The sequence below is a fragment of the Corynebacterium sp. Marseille-P8863 genome (assembly GCF_946902955.1).
GTDB lineage: Bacteria > Actinomycetota > Actinomycetes > Mycobacteriales > Mycobacteriaceae > Corynebacterium > Corynebacterium gottingense.
In genome coordinates this window covers 263,947-281,732 of record NZ_CAMPQC010000003.1, presented here as the reverse complement: position 1 = coordinate 281,732, position 17,786 = coordinate 263,947, and the positions used below count along the sequence as shown (strand labels likewise).

The 17,786-nt window shown below is 65.5% G+C and carries 24 protein-coding genes; 15 read left to right on the top strand and 9 right to left on the bottom strand.

Annotation, left to right across the window (positions count from 1 at the left end):
- The first annotated feature begins 256 nt into the window (after positions 1 to 256).
- The 7 genes from OVO38_RS03670 (at position 257) to OVO38_RS03640 (ending at position 6,848) form a co-directional block, all read left to right on the top strand.
- Positions 257 to 1,555, top strand: a complete 1,299-nt coding sequence (locus tag OVO38_RS03670) for a DUF6350 family protein (RefSeq protein WP_143340123.1) — start codon at positions 257 to 259, stop codon at positions 1,553 to 1,555.
- Positions 1,548 to 2,159 carry a phosphoribosylglycinamide formyltransferase gene (purN, locus tag OVO38_RS03665; RefSeq protein ID WP_095535756.1) on the top strand — a complete coding sequence of 204 codons (612 nt, stop codon included), beginning with the start codon at positions 1,548 to 1,550 and terminating at the stop codon, positions 2,157 to 2,159. The genes OVO38_RS03670 and purN overlap by 8 nt, the downstream gene beginning before the upstream one ends.
- Positions 2,143 to 3,669, top strand: a complete 1,527-nt coding sequence (gene purH, locus OVO38_RS03660) for a bifunctional phosphoribosylaminoimidazolecarboxamide formyltransferase/IMP cyclohydrolase (protein WP_095545988.1) — start codon at positions 2,143 to 2,145, stop codon at positions 3,667 to 3,669. The genes purN and purH overlap by 17 nt, the downstream gene beginning before the upstream one ends.
- Positions 3,670 to 3,757: 88 nt before the next feature.
- On the top strand, positions 3,758 to 4,669 hold the full coding sequence (locus OVO38_RS03655; RefSeq protein ID WP_095545987.1) for a hypothetical protein: 912 nt from the start codon (positions 3,758 to 3,760) through the stop codon (positions 4,667 to 4,669).
- A gap of 53 nt (positions 4,670 to 4,722) precedes the next feature.
- A complete protein-coding gene (locus OVO38_RS03650) occupies positions 4,723 to 5,217 on the top strand; it encodes a hypothetical protein (protein WP_143340122.1) in 495 nt (164 codons plus the stop codon).
- Between the two features lie 135 nt (positions 5,218 to 5,352).
- A complete protein-coding gene (locus OVO38_RS03645; protein WP_095537736.1) occupies positions 5,353 to 5,979 on the top strand; it encodes a hypothetical protein in 627 nt (208 codons plus the stop codon).
- Complete coding sequence (locus OVO38_RS03640) at positions 5,973 to 6,848, top strand: hypothetical protein (RefSeq protein WP_267207774.1); 876 nt, start codon at positions 5,973 to 5,975, stop codon at positions 6,846 to 6,848. Before OVO38_RS03645 ends, OVO38_RS03640 begins: the two co-directional genes overlap by 7 nt.
- A 9-nt stretch (positions 6,849 to 6,857) precedes the next feature.
- Here the strand turns inward: OVO38_RS03640 and OVO38_RS03635 are convergent, their stop codons facing one another.
- The 7 genes from OVO38_RS03635 to OVO38_RS03605 form a co-directional block, all read right to left on the bottom strand.
- A complete protein-coding gene (locus OVO38_RS03635) occupies positions 6,858 to 7,535 on the bottom strand; it encodes a TetR/AcrR family transcriptional regulator (RefSeq protein WP_095277054.1) in 678 nt (225 codons plus the stop codon).
- A 199-nt stretch (positions 7,536 to 7,734) separates the two neighbouring features.
- A complete protein-coding gene (gene rpsR, locus OVO38_RS03630) occupies positions 7,735 to 7,983 on the bottom strand; it encodes a 30S ribosomal protein S18 (RefSeq protein ID WP_095277051.1) in 249 nt (82 codons plus the stop codon).
- A 14-nt stretch (positions 7,984 to 7,997) separates the two neighbouring features.
- On the bottom strand, positions 7,998 to 8,303 hold the full coding sequence (rpsN, locus tag OVO38_RS03625) for a 30S ribosomal protein S14 (RefSeq protein WP_095277048.1): 306 nt from the start codon (positions 8,301 to 8,303) through the stop codon (positions 7,998 to 8,000).
- Positions 8,304 to 8,306: 3 nt separating this feature from the next.
- Positions 8,307 to 8,471, bottom strand: a complete 165-nt coding sequence (gene rpmG, locus OVO38_RS03620; RefSeq protein ID WP_006841072.1) for a 50S ribosomal protein L33 — start codon at positions 8,469 to 8,471, stop codon at positions 8,307 to 8,309.
- Positions 8,471 to 8,707 carry a 50S ribosomal protein L28 gene (gene rpmB, locus OVO38_RS03615; protein ID WP_095277046.1) on the bottom strand — a complete coding sequence of 79 codons (237 nt, stop codon included), beginning with the start codon at positions 8,705 to 8,707 and terminating at the stop codon, positions 8,471 to 8,473. The genes rpmG and rpmB overlap by 1 nt, the downstream gene beginning before the upstream one ends.
- Positions 8,708 to 8,924: 217 nt before the next feature.
- Complete coding sequence (locus OVO38_RS03610; protein ID WP_095545984.1) at positions 8,925 to 9,527, bottom strand: response regulator; 603 nt, start codon at positions 9,525 to 9,527, stop codon at positions 8,925 to 8,927.
- Positions 9,524 to 10,642, bottom strand: coding sequence for a sensor histidine kinase (locus OVO38_RS03605; RefSeq protein WP_095545983.1), 1,119 nt, complete (start codon positions 10,640 to 10,642; stop codon positions 9,524 to 9,526). The genes OVO38_RS03610 and OVO38_RS03605 overlap by 4 nt, the downstream gene beginning before the upstream one ends.
- A 37-nt stretch (positions 10,643 to 10,679) precedes the next feature.
- Between OVO38_RS03605 and OVO38_RS03600 the strand changes: the two genes are divergently transcribed.
- From OVO38_RS03600 to OVO38_RS03565, 8 genes are all read left to right on the top strand, one after another.
- On the top strand, positions 10,680 to 11,444 hold the full coding sequence (locus OVO38_RS03600) for a CPBP family intramembrane glutamic endopeptidase (protein WP_095535749.1): 765 nt from the start codon (positions 10,680 to 10,682) through the stop codon (positions 11,442 to 11,444).
- A gap of 137 nt (positions 11,445 to 11,581) precedes the next feature.
- Entirely contained in the window at positions 11,582 to 11,854 is a 273-nt protein-coding gene (locus OVO38_RS03595) for a type B 50S ribosomal protein L31 (protein WP_095277043.1), read from the top strand.
- 21 nt (positions 11,855 to 11,875) lie between these two features.
- Positions 11,876 to 12,049: a 50S ribosomal protein L32 gene (gene rpmF, locus OVO38_RS03590; protein WP_095277040.1), complete on the top strand. Its 174-nt coding sequence runs from the start codon at positions 11,876 to 11,878 to the stop codon at positions 12,047 to 12,049.
- A gap of 95 nt (positions 12,050 to 12,144) precedes the next feature.
- Positions 12,145 to 12,843 (top strand): response regulator transcription factor, encoded by a 699-nt coding sequence (locus OVO38_RS03585; protein ID WP_095535748.1) that lies wholly within the window; start codon positions 12,145 to 12,147, stop codon positions 12,841 to 12,843.
- Positions 12,840 to 14,303, top strand: coding sequence for a sensor histidine kinase (locus tag OVO38_RS03580; protein ID WP_233125473.1), 1,464 nt, complete (start codon positions 12,840 to 12,842; stop codon positions 14,301 to 14,303). Before OVO38_RS03585 ends, OVO38_RS03580 begins: the two co-directional genes overlap by 4 nt.
- A gap of 180 nt (positions 14,304 to 14,483) precedes the next feature.
- On the top strand, positions 14,484 to 15,773 hold the full coding sequence (locus OVO38_RS03575; protein WP_095553234.1) for a S1C family serine protease: 1,290 nt from the start codon (positions 14,484 to 14,486) through the stop codon (positions 15,771 to 15,773).
- Between the two features lie 66 nt (positions 15,774 to 15,839).
- Positions 15,840 to 16,406: a MogA/MoaB family molybdenum cofactor biosynthesis protein gene (locus OVO38_RS03570; RefSeq protein WP_095535746.1), complete on the top strand. Its 567-nt coding sequence runs from the start codon at positions 15,840 to 15,842 to the stop codon at positions 16,404 to 16,406.
- Positions 16,403 to 16,597: a hypothetical protein gene (locus OVO38_RS03565; protein WP_133064050.1), complete on the top strand. Its 195-nt coding sequence runs from the start codon at positions 16,403 to 16,405 to the stop codon at positions 16,595 to 16,597. The genes OVO38_RS03570 and OVO38_RS03565 overlap by 4 nt, the downstream gene beginning before the upstream one ends.
- Here the strand turns inward: OVO38_RS03565 and mscL are convergent.
- Both mscL and OVO38_RS03555 read right to left on the bottom strand, forming a co-directional pair.
- Entirely contained in the window at positions 16,594 to 17,034 is a 441-nt protein-coding gene (mscL, locus tag OVO38_RS03560; RefSeq protein ID WP_095545981.1) for a large conductance mechanosensitive channel protein MscL, read from the bottom strand. The two genes, OVO38_RS03565 and mscL, sit on opposite strands and share 4 nt — an antisense overlap.
- A 91-nt stretch (positions 17,035 to 17,125) precedes the next feature.
- Positions 17,126 to 17,755: an SAF domain-containing protein gene (locus OVO38_RS03555; protein WP_095535744.1), complete on the bottom strand. Its 630-nt coding sequence runs from the start codon at positions 17,753 to 17,755 to the stop codon at positions 17,126 to 17,128.
- Positions 17,756 to 17,786 lie beyond the last annotated feature (31 nt).

Sequence of the window (17,786 nt, the reverse complement as noted above, 5' to 3'; positions counted from 1 at the left end):
TCGTTTTCAGGTTGTTGATTCGTTGCATAAATGCGCTCGCACGCGAGCGTGTAGCGCCTCATGCCCGGGCGGGCCCAGGACGTTGCATTTTGTTGGGAGTCGTCCGGGTATTTTACCGCCGCTGCGTGGGTACGCGGGGGAGTGTTGGACATCGGGCAGCGGCAATTCAGTGGCAAAGTTAACGACGATGAGCACCAATTCAAGCCCCCAAACAGGGCCCTCCTCGAGGCCGCAGCGGAGCCGCCCGCGCGTTACCTTGCGTGAACAGCGAGAATACAGTGAAGCAAGTGCGACGAGTGAGCCGAGTGAGCGCAGTGATGCTGGCGGGCGCGGGCAGGCTCGCCGGCCGCGTGGAGGCGTCGAGAAGCGCAAACGGCTGCGACAAGGCAACCGGACTCGTCGCACGCAGCAGCTGCGAGGCCGCACCGACAAGGCGGATGCGGTCCCGCAGACGTGGAGCGAGCGCATCCGCCACTACCTTGGCTTCGTGCTGGTCCCCAACGCGGTACTCGGGCTCGGCGCGATCGCACTGTGCTTCGCGGTGCTGCTGATCGGTGGTTGGCCACTCTCGTACCTCCCGATGGCCATCGGCGAGACGTGGCTGGTCGGCCACGGCGTCCCGTTCGAGTTCGACGGCGTGACCCTCGGTGCGGTCCCGCTGCTGCCTGCGCTCGGCGCGATCGCCATCGTGGCTGCTCGCGTCCGCGCCGCGACCGCCCACCGGGTGAGCATCCTCGACCTGGGGGTGCTGCTCGTACTCACTCTCCTCATCCCGCTCACGCTGTCCGGCATCGCCCTGTTCATGGTGTCGGACGCCTCGGCGGTCTACCCGGTCAGCGCCCCGCCCGCCGCGTTGGCGCTGTTCCTGCCGCCAGCGCTGCACTTCATTGGCTTCTGCTTCGGCCTTCGGACCGTCCTGTGGCGCGCGCTGGCCAAGCGAGGCGGGGTGCCGGAAGTGCTTATCGACGCCGCGCTCACCGCCCTCAACGCCATCCGGAACCTCGCACTCGCCGGCGGCGTCGTTGCCTTGGTCGTGCTGGCGCTGCACTACCAGCGGGTCGGCGACCTGGTCGCCGCCTACCCCAACCTCGGGGCCGCGGGTGGGCTGTGGCTGACGCTGCTGTGCCTGCTCTACCTGCCCAACGCTGCGGTGACGTCGATGGCGGTCCTGCTCGGCGGGTCCTTCGACTACGCCGGGGTGTCCACCTCGCTGTTCGCCTCCGGCAACGTCGCGCTGCCGCCGCTGCCGCTGCTGGCCGCGGTGCCGGAGAGTGTGCCTGCGTGGGCGCCGGTGTGCATGCTGATCCCGGCCGGCGTGATCCTGGCGTCGCTCTGGAAAGTCCGGCCGACGCTGGCACAGGCTGGCGCAACGGGCGTCTGGGGCGGCGTGATCGGTCTGGTCCTCGGCGTGCTCACCTCCGGCGAGGCCGGCGCCTACGGGACCGTCGGCCCCACCGCGTGGAAGCTGGGAGTCCTCCTGCTCGGGTGGCTCGCGGTGCTGAGCCTGCTGGTGTGGGCGGTTGCCGTATTCCGCAGTGCGAAGCAGGATGACTAAGCTATGGCCCGTGAGTAGCCAATCATTGTCCGTTGCTGTGCTGGTTTCCGGCACAGGCAGCCTGCTCAAGGCGATTTTGGACGACATCCAGAGCCCGTACCGCGTCGATCTTGTCGTCGCGGACCAAGTATGTCCCGGCATCGAGCGTGCGAAGAACGCCGGTGTGCGCACCGCGGTCGTGCCAGTCGGCGATGATCGCGCTGCCTGGGATAGAGAGCTCGCGGCGACCGTGGCCAAGGCACAGCCTGACGTGGTCGTTTCCGCGGGCTTTATGCGTATCTTGGGCAGCGCGTTCCTGGATGAGTTTGAAGGGCGCACAATTAACACTCACCCCTCCTTGCTCCCCGCGTTTCCGGGCGCGCACGCCGTCGAGGACGCGCTGGAGTACGGCGTGAAGGTGACCGGCTGCACCGTCCACTACGTGGATGCTGGGATGGATACCGGCGAGATCATCGCTCAGCGCGCGGTGCGCATCCAGGAGGGCGACACGAAGTCCACTCTGCACGAACGAATCAAGCAGGCGGAGCGCGAGCAGATTGTGGGTCTGCTGCGCGGCGCCACCATCTCCGACGGGAAGGTACTGTTCAATGGGAATTCAGATTAAGCGCGCGCTGATCAGCGTGTACGACAAGACTGGCGTGGAGGATCTCGCCCGCGCGCTCGGCGAGGCCGGCGTAGAGATCGTCTCCACCGGCTCGACCGCCAAGCGCATTGCCGACGCCGGCGTGCACGTCACCGAGGTCGCCGAGCTCACCGGGTTCCCCGAGGTGCTCGAGGGGCGCGTCAAGACCCTGCACCCGCGCGTGCACTCCGGCATCCTGGCGGACCTGCGCAAGGACGCCCACGCCGAGCAGCTCAAGGAGCTGGGCATCGAGCCGTTCCAGCTCGTCGTGGTGAACCTGTACCCGTTCGAGGAGACCGTCGCCTCCGGGGCGGATTTCGACGCTTGCGTGGAGCAGATCGACATCGGCGGCCCCTCCATGGTGCGCGCCGCCGCGAAGAACCACCCGTCCGTCGCCGTCGTGACCAACCCGTCCCGCTACGCGGACGTCATTGATGCTGTGAAGGGCGACGGCTTCGAGTTGGAGGACCGCAAGCGCCTCGCGCTCGAGGCGTTCACGCACACGGCGCAGTACGACGCCGCCGTTTCCTCCTGGTTCGCCGAACAGCTCGGCGCCGAGGGGGCTGCCGAGGGCGACGCACTGCGCTACGGCGAGAACCCGCACCAGGCAGCCCGCCTGGTCAACGAGGGCTGGGGCATCGCCAACGCCACCCAGTTCGGTGGTAAGGAGATGAGCTACAACAACTACCAGGACGCCGACGCCGCGTGGCGCGCGGCCTGGGACCACGAGCGCCCCTGCGTGGCCATCATTAAGCACGCAAACCCGTGCGGTGTCGCGGTGTCGGACGATTCTATTGCCGACGCGCACGCGAAGGCCCACGCCTGCGACCCGGTCTCCGCGTACGGCGGCGTCGTCGCCGCGAACCGCGAGGTCACCGTCGAGATGGCGGAGCAGGTCAAGCCGATCTTCACCGAGGTCATCCTGGCTCCGTCCTACGAGGACGGGGCGATCGAGGTGCTTCAGGAGAAGAAGAACCTGCGCATCCTGCAGGTCGAGCCGAAGCAGCCCGGCGAGGAGCGGAAGCAGATCTCCGGCGGCTGGCTGGTGCAGGACCGCGACGCCTACCAGGCTGAGGGGGACGCCGCCTCGAACTGGAAGCTGGTCGCCGGCGAGGCCGCCGACGAGCAGACCCTGACCGACCTGGAGTTTGCCTGGCGCAGTGTGCGTTGCGTGAAGTCCAATGCGATCTTGATTGCGGCCCAGGGGGCGTCGGTAGGCATTGGCATGGGCCAGGTCAACCGCGTCGACTCGGCGAAGCTCGCCGTCGACCGCGCCAACACCCTGGACGAGGGCAAGAACCGCACCAACGGGGCCGTGGCAGCCTCCGACGCGTTCTTCCCCTTCGCCGACGGTTTCCAGCTGCTCGCCGACTCGGGCGTGAAGGCTGTGGTGCAGCCGGGTGGCTCCATCCGCGATGAGGAAGTCATCGCCGCCGCCAAGGAGGCCGGTGTGACGATGTACCTGACGGGGACTCGCCACTTCGCTCACTAATTTGCGGGGCACAGAATGGTATCCTACGTATACTTTTAAGGTCAGCCGTAAATAAACGGCAGTAACGTGACGTAGGGAGCGCAGATTCGTGTCCTCGCAACTTTCTTCGCAGCCGTGGGCGAAGCAAATTACCGCGGCGCTGATGGCCATGGGGATCTCCCTGCCGGTGATGCCGGCGGTGGAGGATCTCCCCGTCATCGGCGATGCGTACGTGCAGGCCTACAACGGCCTGCCCGACAACATCAAGCAACAGGTCCCGCCGCAGCTGCGGCCGAAGCAGCCCGGCCAGGCGGGGCAGCCGTCCCACGCGCCGGGCGCCGCCGCGCAGCCCGCCGTTGACCACCAGGCGGCCCTTGACGGGCTGGTACGCGCGGTGGAGGGGCACCACAACGGCCGCGTCGCCGTCTCGGTCGCGGGCAACGGCGCGCAGATCACCGCCGGAGACAACGCCGCTTACCCGGCGTTTTCCACCATGAAGGTGCCGCTGGCCATCGCCGCCCTGCGCCAGAGCCCGGGCTTTGCCAACGACGCCCGCCTGGCCATCACGGTCTCCGACAACGACGCCGCCTACCGCATGTACAACCAGGTCCCTGGCGCCGAGTCCGTCAAGGTGATCCAGCAGGCGGGTTCCGCCACGACGACCTCCGCGGCGTACGGGATGGATACCCTCTGGAACACCTCCGGCCAGGCGCAGTTTGCCTCCGGGCTGCGCTGCGTCGCGGGCCACGAGCCGGTGCTGGACCTCATGGGGCAGATCACCCCGGACCAGCGCTGGGGCCTTGGCCAGATTGGCGGTGCCCGCTTCAAGGGCGGCTGGAACACGCACGAGGACGGCTACGTGGCCCGGCAGTTCGGCCTGGTCCCGGGCCCGAACGGCGATGTCGCCGTGGCGATCACCGCGTTCAGCCACGGCGGCTACGCGGAGAGCACCCAAATGCTCAGCGAACTCGCACGCGGCCTTGACGGGATGCGCGGGACCCTGCCCACCGCGCGCTGCTAACCTCTTGTGAAACCTGCACACTCTGCAGGCCGAAATAAGAAAGGCGGTAGTGCGTGGTCGACCGACAACGCGAGTACGAGCGTGACCAGGAGGTTGACCCGCCTACCCAGGTCCTTCCCGCGCAGCAGGTCGATGAATATCAGGACGAGACTCAGGACGACGACCGTCGCGGGAGGATCGGTACCTGGCTCGTCGGCGGCTTGGTCGGGGCGGCCGCGCTCATCATGGGGGCGCTCTTTTACACCTCGGTGAGTGGCCTCGCGCAGGGCGCGAAGCAACCTGAGAGCGTCACCAGCACCATGGTCGTGACGTCGACGCAGGTCACGGAGGTGACGACGACGAGGGTGGCGCCGGCTCCCGCGCCGACGAGCACGACGGCGCCGAAGACGTCGAAGACACCGAAAGCCTCAAAGACGTCGAAGAAGTCCTCGGCTGTGGCGTCGTCGAAGGCGAGCATGGGGGCGTCGACAAGCACTGCAACGGCGAGCAAGACGAAGAAGTCACAAGCCTCGAAGACGACCAAGACCAGCCCGACGACGAGCCGGTAGCGCACCCAGCTTGCGGTGAGGGAAATGCGCGGTGAATTTCAACATTTTGGCAGATGTTGATTTATCATTTCCCAGAACCCCCAATTTGCATACATGACCCTCGGCGCGCCCCCGCGCCTCGGGAAAGGCGCGACAATGAGCAGTAAGTACGGCCAAGGCGACGTGAACCCCAGCACGGAGCAGTGGGCCGCCGCGGACACCGAGACGGTACAGTTCTCGGGCCAGTACCCGCAGCAGCCCCAGCAGCAATACGCACCGCAGCAATATCCACCACAGCAATACGGTCCGGCGTACGGCCAGGGGCAGTACCCGTACCACGAGGAGAATCGCCGAAACTGGACCCCGTGGCTCATCGCCATCATTGGGGTCCTGCTCGCCGCGATAGTGGGCGTGCTTGCGTACCTGTTTGGTTCCGGGGCGTTCAGCGGCTCGAGTGAGCCGGTGACCATTACGGATGTGGAGACCCAGACGCTCCAGCAGGAGGCGCCCGCCCAGCAGCAGGCCGAGGAGCCCGCCCCGGCAGCACCGGCGCCCTCGCGTCACACGTACTCGCATTACGCGGCCGATACCGGGGTGACCACCGGGCCGTTTGCCGCGAACGTGTACAGCGAGTTCGTCGACGCGTACAACAGTTCGGGCAGCACGAACGTCACGATCTCTGCGTACAGCCCGCGGACGGGATACACCTACACCATGTCGTGCAGCGGCGGCAGCACCGTGTACTGCTCCGGCGGCAATAACGCCAGGGTCCGGATTTGGTAGCCCCTCTCCGGCTCGGCGTTGCGCTCGCCGCGTCCGCCTGCGTCTTGTCGTCCTGTACCGTGCCGACTGGGCCGCAGCAGGAACCACCGACAGTCGTGGTGAAGTCCACCGAGTTCGTCACGCCTCCGCCCGCGCCCGCACCTGCCCCGTCCACGACTGAGCACAGCGCAGCGACCCCAGACGCGCAGTCGCTTCTCGACGCCACCGTGCAGGCCGCCTCCGCCTGGGGAACCGCCGGCGCCGCCGTCTCCGGGCCGAACGGAGTAGTGGCCTCAGGGGAGCAGGGGGCGACCGCGGCGTGGTCGACGATCAAGGTGCCCATCGCGATCGCCGCGCTCCGCGCCGATCCCGCTGCCTCCGGCGACGTCGCCGCCGCCATCACCGCCTCGGACAACGCCGCTGCGGAACGGCTCTACGCCACCGCAGGTGCCGACGCGGTGGATGCGGTGCTCAGCGAGTCCGGCCTTACCGTGCCCGTAAATACGGCGAAGACTCGCCCGGAGTTCTCCACGTTCGGCCAGACCGCCCTCTCGGTCAGCGATGAAGCGCAGCTCGCCGACTCGCTCGCGTGCATTGCTGGCGCCGGGCAGGTGCTCCAGCTCATGGGGCAGGTCGACCCGGGCCAGTCCTACGGCCTGGGGACGCTTGGGGCCCTGTTCAAGGGTGGGTGGGGCCCGGACACAGCCGGCATGTATCAGGTGCGGCAGTTCGGGCTTGTGCCGCGCGGGGACGGGAGCTACGCGCCCGTGGCATTCACCGCGTTTCCCGCAGACGGCGCGTACGACACAGGGCAGCAGATGCTCAACGCGATGGCGCAGCGGTTGGGGGAGGGGACCGAGTTTCTGCCGGCGGCGCGCTGCCAGCCGTAAGCCCCGCTGCTACTCCGGGTTCCCCGACACCTTCGCCACCAGCTCCAGGGTGCGCTCGCCGCGGCAGGAGGGGAGCTCGGCGTGGAGCACGTCGAGCACGGCATCGGCGATCATGACTGAGGGGGCGGGTAGGGCATCGTCGACAAGCGGGTAGGGCGCCACACCGGTGTTGTCGCGCATCTCAATCGCGGCGAGCGTCATGTGGAACGGAAGCTCGATGCGGGGGTCGTCATCGCCGACGATTTGCGCCGCGAGGTCGCGGTAGATGCCCTCGAGCTTCGCGCGCGCCTCGTGGTACTCCTCGAACTCCTCCGATTCCAGCGTCGGCAGCTGGTAGAGGCGACCGATGTTCCAATTGGAAGACAGCAGGATGCGCGTCTCGGCGGCGCACAGCGCCCACAGCTTCAGCGCCGGCGACGCGTCCGACTCCGCCAAGTCCGAGGCGAGGTCCAACGCCGGCTGGATCGTGCCCTTGAGCAGGGTGAGGAAGATGTCGTTCTTGGAGGGGAAGTGGTAGTACAGCGACGCCTGGCGGATGCCCACGGCCTCCGCGATCTGGTGCGTGGACGTGGTGGAGAAGCCGCGGCGGGTGAACAGTTCCGAGGAAGCGTCGAGGATTTCGTCGCGGGCTGTCTTGCCGCGACGACGGGGGCTGTTCTTGCGGGGGCGACCCACGTTTCCGCTCATCCACTACTCCTCTCAAAACGGCGCCGGTCTGCAGGGAAGGCAGCGACGCGTGTGCGTTCCTAGTCTACTGCACGCCGCGGCCTTTCAATCGTTAGAAAGGTAGCGGCAGCGCATGAAAAAGCCTGCCCCGCACCGGAATCACATCCGGGCGGGGCAGGCTTTGGGTCGAAAACTCTACGCTGTTGACGTCAACCGCTGGTTAGCGGGTGGTGAACGGCAGAAGAGCCATCTCGCGCGCGTTCTTGACGGCGGTAGCAACCTGACGCTGCTGCTGCGGGGTCAAGCCGGTGACGCGGCGGGAACGGATCTTGTGACGGTCAGAGATAAACAGACGCAGGGTCTCAATATCCTTGTAGTCGACCTTCTCAATGCCCTTGGCCTTGAGAGGGTTCTTCTTCGGGCGGCGGGACTGCTCCATGCGCGCCTTGCGTTGGTTATTGCGCTTCATTGGTCAATTCCTCCTTACCACGAAGACTTACGGACGCCAGGCAGCTCACCGCGGTGAGCCATCTCGCGCATACGGACACGGGACACACCGAACTTACGCAGGTAGCCGCGGGGGCGGCCATCGCGAGAGTCGCGGTTGCGCACGCGCGACGGGGAAGCGTCGCGGGGCTGGCGGTTCAGCTCAAACTGCGCGTCCAGGCGGTCCTCGTCCGAGGTCTCCGGGTTGCGGATGATTGCCTTGAGCTCGTTGCGTCGCTCTGCGTAACGAGCAACGATCTCCTTGCGCTTCTCGTTCTTGGCGATCTTCGACTTCTTAGCCATTGATTATCGCTCCTCGCGGAATTCGACGTGCTTGCGCACAACCGGGTCGTACTTCTTCAGCGTGATGCGATCCGGGTTGTTGCGCTTGTTCTTGCGGGTGACGTAGGTAAAACCAGTGCCCGCGGTGCTCTTCAGCTTGATGATCGGGCGAATATCGTTACGTGCCATTAGATCTTCTCACCTCGTGCGCGGATCTTTGCCACGACGGACTCGATGCCGTCACGGTCGATGATCTTCAGACCCTTGGTAGAAACGTTCAGAGTAATGGTACGGCCCTCGGAGGGCAGGTAGAACCGGCGCTTCTGCACGTTGGGGTTCCAACGGCGCGAGTGGCGGCGGTGCGAGTGCGAGACGGTCTTGCCAAACTTTGGCTCGCGTCCCGTGACCTGGCAATGTGCCGACATGGGTTGACTTCTTTCTCTTCTGCCGCCCACGCACTGATCACAAGTGAGGATGACGCCACTGCAAAGCGGAGTGAGGGTCCGCGAGAGCGTCTGGTGCAATCGGTTGACGTAGGCGTATACGTGTACTTCGACAACAGCGAGAGTCAACGATACATGTTTAGCGCCAAATTTCCTAATCTCAGGCGATTTCGCTTCCCGGCCACACAGGGGGCGGAGCCTAGAGCCCTAATGCTTTGGCTAAACGCAAGGCGAGCACCGTTCGGTCGCGTGCTTTGAGTTTTCGGAGTAGAGCGGACACGTGGTTTTTCACGGTGCCTTCAGCCAGGAAAAGCGCACCGGCAATTTCCTGGTTGCTCATTCCACGTGCGACTTTTTCGGCGACGGAGCGTTCTGTGGGGGTTAGGATTGCCAGCTGCGGGTTTCCCGCTGCGTAGCGGGCGATCCGCGGGTCGAGAACGAGTCCACCTTGGGCGGTCGCGACGATAGCGTTTGCCAATTCTTCCGGGGAAACGTCTTTCAGGATGTATCCGGAGGCGCCGGCGTCGAGCAAGCTCTTGACCAGGTTTGCGTCATCAAACGTGGTGAGCACGAGGGTAGGGACGTGTGGGTTGCAGGCGCGAACGACCTCGAGCCCGTCGGTGCCCGGCATTGCAGCATCGGTGACCACCACGTCGACGTTATAGCGGCGGGCAAGGTTGAGCGCTTCTGCTCCGTCGGTAGTTGTTGCGGCGACTTCGACCCGGTCGTTGGTGTCCAAGATGAGCCTGAGGCCGCGCAGGAGCATCTCGTGGTCGTCGATAAGCAGCGCGCGTGTGGTCATGACTTCTCCTTCAGGTGCAATTCGATGCGGAACCCGCGGTCAATGCCGCCGTGGGCGAGCGTAGTGATCTCACCCCCGAGGCCTGCGGCGCGTTCGCGAAGAGACGTGATGCCGAACGCCTCCGGCCCGGCCATGCCGGTCCCGTTGTCAACCACGGCAAGTGAGCCATGATCAAGCAGGATCTGTGCTTTCGTTGCGTGCGAATGCCGCAACACATTTGTCAATGCTTCCTGGCAAAAATGCAGCATGAGCATACGCTCCTCGGTGGAGTGCTTTGCGCCCGTTGTGTGCGGGGCGTGGGTGAATTGCACCTCCAGCGAAGTTGAGGCGAATGACTCCGCTAAATGGGAAAGTGCGGACTCGATGTCTTCGTCCGGATGTGCGGCAGGCTTCATCGCCCGCACAGTTGCCCGCATCTCGTGCAAAGCTTCCGAGACACTAGCGCGTGCCCTCGCGATCTCACTATCGCGCTTTTCCGCGTCGGGGATGCGGAGTGCGTAGTCGAGGCTAAGCCCGATAGTGGTGAGGCGGTGCCCGAGGGCGTCGTGAAGCGTTGCGGCGATTCTCTCGCGCTCTTTCGCCATCGCCATGTCCTGCTGGCGCGCCTCGTGCCAGCGCTGCCGAGCGACCGTCGAAGCCAGGTTGAGTCCCGCTGCGGCTGCGGCAGCGCCGGAGAGTGTCTCGATCGCGACCTTGCTCACCGGGGCCTGGACCTTCAGCTGTGCGAGAAAAGAAGCCACGACGATCGCACCAGCGTAGAGGTACGCTGCACGTTTGCCCAGGCTCATATGTAACGCAACGACGGCGCACCACAGGACGAGGATGCTGATCGGGTTATTCGCCGTAGCGAAGACAGCGAACGCGCACAGGGAGAAGACCACTGCGGCAGCCTTATGCTCCGTCTTGCGCCACGCCACCCACGCCGCGACGGTGAGCAGGGCGACCGCAAAAAGTACTTCCTCTCGCGCGAGCGCGGCTGACGCGAAGTTGAGGTACAGCATGGTGGCGAACACCAGAATGCTGTCCAAAAGGTGGAGGTGGACACGGTTCATGGTGTCCAAACGTACCGGCTGACACCCATGACTCGGGTCATGGATTTTGGTGACCGCATCCACTATTTAAGCCAGTGTGTGCTCAATAAAGTCGTGCACCATGAACCCAAGAATTCCTGTTAACGCACTCGGTCTCGTGCTCCGCGCCATCATTGCTACGGGTGTGCTCATGGGCGCAAACTTCGCTCGGGTCCCGCTCGTCCCATACGTAGATGAAACGCTCCTGTTCTGCCTTACACCCGTCCTGGTGGTCGCGTTCGTCGTTGTGTGGGCGCGCTTCGTTGAGCGCTCCAGCATCAACTGGCGCGGGGCCTGGGGCCTTGTCGGCGGCACGCTCGTGGTGTCCGTGCCGATGCTCGTGGGGTGGGCGGTGCTCGCGGCGATCCTCGGGCCCGGGCCGGCGGTGCCAGAGGCAGTCGACGCTGGCGACTATCCGCTGGGCGCAGTATTGGCGTGGATCCTGGTGCGCGCATACCTGCTGCAAGGGATCCCCGAAGAGCTGCTTTACCGCGGCTGGCTGTTCGATCTCACGCGGCACCGAGAAACTCTCACCATCGTGTGGACAACGGCCGCCTTCACGTTGATTCACCTGACTTCTGCCGGTGGGCAACAAAGTGCGCTGGACCACCTCGTCTACCTGGTGATGCCCTTCGGGATGTCCATTTTGGGTGCGGCGCTGGTCTACCGCTTTGGTAGCTTCTGGTGGGCCGCAGGCTCGCACGGCGGCATGCACCTCATGCTTGCGGTATTGAGCTTGGCTTATCCGGTTGAGCTGGGCAACGTTGCATGGCTCGTGCTCGGCCTGGCGCAAGCGTTGGCTGGGGCGCTGGTGCTGTGGCGTCGAAAAGCAAACATGCGCGATTAGGGAAATGCACCCTGAAGCAGTATAATTCTGCAGGTTGTTCAGCAATCGCTGTGCACTTGACCATTTTCGCACCCAACTCAGGCACGATCCTCGCGGAGGAGACGACCTGAAGTTCAATCCTGAGGGAGACGAAGTATATGAAGAAGGATATTCACCCGGATTACCACCCGGTGATTTTCCAGGACGCGAACACGGGCCACAAGTTCCTGACTCGCTCCACCAAGACCTCCGACCGTACCGATCAGTGGGAGGACGGCAACGAGTACCCGCTCATCGTTGTCGACGTGACCGCTGAGTCCCACCCGTTCTGGACCGGCGCACAGCGCCTCATGGACACCGCTGGCCGCGTTGAGAAGTTCAACCAGCGCTTCGGTGGCATGGCTCGCCGTAAGAAGAAGTCCGCTAACTAGGCGTAAAGGAGGAATTGAGAAATGGCTACCCCGAAGTTTAAGAAGTCCCGCGCAAACACCCGCATGCGTCGCTCGCAGTGGAAGGCTGACAACGCCGCACTGCAGACCGTCAAGATCGACGGCCAGGAAGTTCGCATCCCGCGTCGCCTGGTCAAGGCCGCGCAGGCTGGCCTGATTGACGTGGAGCAGTTCTAAACGCAGCTCCACCGGAAGCCGGTTCCCTGACCTGGGGAATCGGCTTTTTTGCGGTCTTATGCACCAAAAATCATCGAGTAAGCCATAATAGAAACATGAAAATTCTTGTGGCCGATGATGAGCAGGCCGTGCGTGAATCCTTACGGCGCTCTCTTCGCTTCAACGGGTACGAGGTGTGCCTGGCGGAAGATGGCGAAGAGGCGCTGGATCTGATCCGCGCGGAAGAGCCGGACCTGACCATCCTTGACGTGATGATGCCTAAGCTTGACGGGCTTGGCGTGTGCCGTACGCTGCGTTCGTCCGGCTACGATCGGCCCGTGCTGATGCTTACGGCGCGTGACGGCGTGTCTGACAGGGTGGCGGGGCTGGATGCCGGTGCCGACGACTACCTTCCCAAGCCGTTCGCGCTCGAAGAGCTCCTTGCCCGCGTTCGCTCCCTGCTGCGCCGTGCCCGCGCGGATTCCATCGAGGGCGGCGACCACGAGTCCTCCGCGCTGAAGTTCGAGGACCTCACGCTCAACCCGGAGACCCGAGACGTCACGCGCGGCTCCCGTACCATCTCGCTGACGCGCACCGAGTTCGCGCTGCTGCACCTGCTGATGCAGAACCCGCGTCGCGTGCTCACCCGCCAGACCATCCTGGAAGAGGTGTGGGGCTACGACTTCCCAACCTCCGGCAACGCGCTCGAGGTGTACATCGGCTACCTCCGGCGCAAGACGGAGGCTGCGGGCGAGCCGCGCCTGATCCACACCGTCCGAGGCGTTGGTTACGTGCTGCGGGAGACTGCACCGTGATCCTTCGGCAATCAGCCGAGACTTACCAGCGCGATAAGGACGCGTGGATCGACGAGCAGGGGGGCGCGGAGGCGTCAGGTTTCCGCGGCTCTCGGTTCCTTGGGCTCGGACTTTCTCTGCGCCAGCAGCTCGTGGTGCTGACTGGCGTGATGGTCGCCTTCACCATCTTGGTCACCGCCCTGGTCAGCTTCTGGGCTGCCGCCACGACGATCACGAATTCAATGGATAGCGACCTCCGGGTGAAGGCGGATGCGCTGATGGACGAGGTGGAAAGGCATCCCGTCGATGAGCTTGAGGGGAAGATCGCGGCGTTTAAGTACTTCAACCCGCAAATCCACGCAGCGGTGTCGCCGCCGCAGTCCAATCGCTATTACGGCGATGCGATCGCGATCGGTGGGGCGTTCCACAGGGAAGCGGACGGCGAAGAAATCTCGGTCCGTACTGCGGGCGGGGAGCGCATCCTGGTCCTCCGCAAGGACGACGGCTCTGCGGTGGCGCTTGCCCAGCAGGTGGATCCCTCGCGCCGGCTGCAGGGCAGCTCCGGTGCGGCGCTGCTGGTCATCCTGTGCCTCGGCATTGCGATGGCATGGGCCGTCGCGTCCGTTGTCGCCGCGACCGGTTTGTATCCACTGCGCAGGCTGCAGAAAGCGGTGGACGAGGTGACCCGGACCGAGGAGCTCAAGCCGCTCCCGGTTGAGGGCGACGACGAGCTCGCGAACATCAGCCGCTCGTTCAACCGGATGATCCAGACGCTCCAGGACTCGCGTACCCGACAGACGCAGCTCGTCGCAGACGCGGGCCACGAGCTGAAGACGCCGCTGACGTCCATGCGCACCAACATCGAGCTGTTCATGATGATGTACAAGTCCGGCCACCAGGACATGATCTCGCCCGAGGAGCGCGAGAACCTGGAGCGGGACGTGCTGGCGCAGATGGAGGAGATGTCCACGCTGATTGGAGACCTCGTCGACCTTGCGCGCGAGGACTCTCCGAACACGGAGTTTACTGAGCTCCGTCTCGACATGATCCTGGAGGAGGCGCTGGACCGCGTGCGTCGCCGCCGCCCGGACGTCACGTTCCAGTTCCACGCCGACCCATGGGTCATCATGGGCGACCACTTCGCCATGGGGCGCGCGCCGATTAACCTGATCGACAACGCCGCCAAGTGGTCCCCGGACGGCGGCACCGTCCGCATCTCGCTCAAGGCGGCCACGACGAAGGCGGTGCTGATTGTCGACGATTCCGGCCCCGGCATTGCCCCGAAGGAGCGCGCCCGCGTCTTCGAACGGTTCTACCGCGCCCCGGAGTCGCGCGCGATGCCGGGCTCGGGCCTGGGGCTGGCGATTGTGAAACAGGTACTCGACCGCCACGACGCCCAGATCTTCGTCGAGGAATCCGACGACGGGGGCACCCGCATGCGTGTTGTGTTCCCGGGGTGGCGCCCGCCCGCGGAGGACTAGCAAGCGCGTGTGCGCACGGTCGCGTTGCCCCGCTTGGTGGGAGGGATCTCACCGGGCGGGGTTTCGTCGATAAGCGGCATTGCACCAGTGCACAGCGCACAGGGAACGTTCAGATAACTTTAGGTGGAGTCTGTTCAGGCATCAAGACTGGCTCCAGCAGAAAGGTTGATAATTACCTCCATGACTTTTCCAGAGGATCCACGCAACCCCCGTCGCGCAGCGAGCGGCGGCTCGGATCGTGTTACCAGCAACACAGATACATCTCCCGCACTGACCGAGACGCGCCAGGGCCAGCCGACCGTGTACCACGTCGACCAGGTGCCAAGCGCGCCGGAGGGGGCTCGCGAGAAGCGTCGTTTCGGGGCGGGGACCGTCATCGCCACCGCCCTCGTCGCCGCGCTTGTCGGTGGCGCTAGCTCCGGGTACGTGGTGAGCAAAACCAACGACGGTGAGGAGAGCTCGTACAGCGCCCTGGAGGCGCCGGCAGCCCCGGCTCCGCAGAACGACCAGCAGAACGACCAGGGGGAGGCACACGCGGCGCCGAAGGGCTCGGTCGAAGACGTGGCGTCGCAGGTCCTGCCCGCCGTGGTCTCGATCGTGGTGCAGACGCCGCGTGCGTCGGCGGAAGGCTCCGGCTCCATTATCTCCTCGGACGGCTACGTGCTGACGAACCACCACGTGATCGCCGATGCGGCGAGCTCGCAGTCCCAGATCCAGGTCACGCTGAATGACGGTTCGCGCCACGACGCCACCTTCGTGGCCAGCGACGTGAACACCGACGTCGGCGTGATCAAGATTGAGGGCGTGAAGGACCTGCCGACGATGCAGTTCGGCGACTCCGACCAGCTCGCCGTCGGCCAGGAGGTGGTGGCCGTCGGCTCTCCGCTGGGCCTGTCCGCGACGGTGACCAGCGGTATCGTCTCGGCGCTGAACCGACCGGTGCGGGCGTCGCAAGGCGGTGGCGAGAGCTCGCTGATGGACGGCATCCAGACGGACGCCGCGATTAACCCCGGTAACTCGGGCGGACCGCTGGTGGACATGCACGGCAACCTCATCGGGATGAACTCCGTGATTGCGTCGCTGTCTGCGGGCGGCTACGGGCAGGAATCGCAGGGCGGCTCCATCGGCCTGGGCTTTGCAATCCCGTCCAACTTTGCCAAGCGCGTGGCGCAGCAGCTGATTGACAAGGGCAGCGCCTCTCAGCCGATGCTGGGCGTGCGAGTCAGCGCCATGGACATGGGCGACGACGGCGCCGTCGTCGCCGGCGTGGAGCCGAATAGCCCGGCGGAGCAGGCTGGCGTGCGTAGGGGCGACGTGATCACCAAAGTGGGCGACCGGCTGATCGATTCCGCCGACGCGCTCATCGCGGCGACGCGTTCCCACGACTTCGGCGAGACGGTCACCCTGCAGATCCGGCGGGAGGGGGAGGAGGCTCCCGTTTCCGTAGATGTGACGCTGAGTTCCGAGTAAGTTAAAGGACACTCCTCCGGTCGCGGGGCCGGAACAACGTCGAAGCGAGAGAGGGAAAGAAGGCACATGTCCACAACACTTGATGCGCTGGAAAACGTGGAGCCGGACGACGCGTTTTTGCGGGCCACCGAGCTCGCGGAGGACACTCCCGCCCCGTCCCGGGCCATCATCGTGCTCATCGGTGATCACCGCTACGAGGCCCCCGGCGACAACACGCACGAGATGGTCGCGGAGTTGCTGGGCGAGTACGGCTACCACGTCGATGGCGTGGTGCGCACCAAGTCGAAGAAGTCCGAAATCCGCAAGGTGATTGAGACCGGTGTGGTCGGCGGCGTCGACCTCGTGCTCACCGTCGGCGCGACCGGGGTCGGCCCGCGCGACAAGGCGCCGGAGGCCACGCGCGCGGTGATTGACAAGCTGGTGCCGGGCGTCTCGCAGGCGGTTCGCTCCTCCGGCCAGGCCTGCGGCGCCGTCGACGCGTGCACCTCCCGCGGCATCTGTGGTGTGTCCGGCTCCACAGTGGTGGTCAACCTGGCTCCGAGCCGGCAGGCGATTCGTGACGGCGTGGCCACCATCGCGCCGCTGGTGGACCACCTGATCTCGGAGCTCAACAGCTACACCGTGCAGAAATGACGCGGCAGCGGCGAAGGGCGCGGCGCGTCGCGGACGTGGACTACGACCGCACGGCGGACGCGCCGTTCACGGGGGCCGGGGGCGATGGCGAACGCGCGGTGTCCTTTGAGGAAGACGGCGACCCGGCCGCGGAGCTGACGGGGCGGGAGTTCTACGACTACGAGCGCCCGCCCCACCACGGTGGGGACTAGTTGCTGGTCGCGGGCGGGGTGGTGCTGCCTGCCTGCTCCGGGGACTGGCCGGCGAGCAGGTCGCGGATCTCAGTGAGCAGCTCCGTTTCGGTCGGGGCAGCGACGTCTTCGGGGATGCCCCGCTTTCGCTTCTGCATCTCATTGAGCTTGTTCATCGGCGCGACGATGAGGAAGTAGACCACCGCGGCGATGAGCAGGAAGTTGATCGCGGCGGAGACCAGCATGCCCAGGTCGAGGGCGGTCTCGGGGCGGCCCGGGATGACCGGAATCTTCCAGCCTTCGCCCACCTCGGCGTCGCCGAAGATGTTGAGCAGCGGGTTGATGATGGCGTCAGAGAACGCCGTGACCAGCCCGGTGAAGGCGGCGCCGATGACAACACCGACGGCCAGATCGATGACGTTGCCGCGCAGAATATAATCGCGGAAACCTTTCAGCATGAAACAGGCACTCCTTTGCAAGAGCATTGCGTAGTGGGGGAAGAAACGGCACCGCCATGCGTGCGCATGGCAGGTGTCAAGGATACGCAGTTTATGCCGGCGTGCCAGCAGAGGCCAAAACAACGGCGAGGGGCATGCTTAACGACGCCGCCGCCACCGCCGACGCCTGCGACCGCCGCATCAGCACGAGCACCGTGCCCTCTTCGCCAACGGTGACAATGCGCCCGCCGGAGGCGACCGTCGTCGGCCCCTCCGCGATCACGTCCACGACGGCGCCGTGGTGCAGCATGGGCAGGATGTCCGGCTCCGCGAGCGCCACCGGCACCATGGTGAACGGCTCTCCTTCCGGCTGGCCCGCAACGAGCTCGCTCACCAGGTCGGGGCCGACGAGCCGGGTGGAGGTGACCACCTCGCCGGGCGCGGCGCCCGCGGCGAGGATGTGCCCGCTGGCCAGGGACTGCTCCCGCAGCGCGCCCTCCGGGACGACGCGTTCGGGCACCCGCTGCAGCTGCAGGTCCTCATCGGTGACGCGGGCGCCCGCGGCGACGGGGCGGGCGAAGGTGACAACCAGGGGGTCGGCGCGGGACGCGTTGAGCAGCGCGCTGAGGCCTGCGGCGCAGACGAGTGCGGCGGCGAGCGCGCGTCGGAGGAGCACGGAGCGTCGATAGCCCGGGGTGCGCAGGCGGTGGGCGAGTCCAGTGAGTCGTTGCGAGAGGTCCATGCATATTAGACGCAGCCGGACGCGCGGCGGT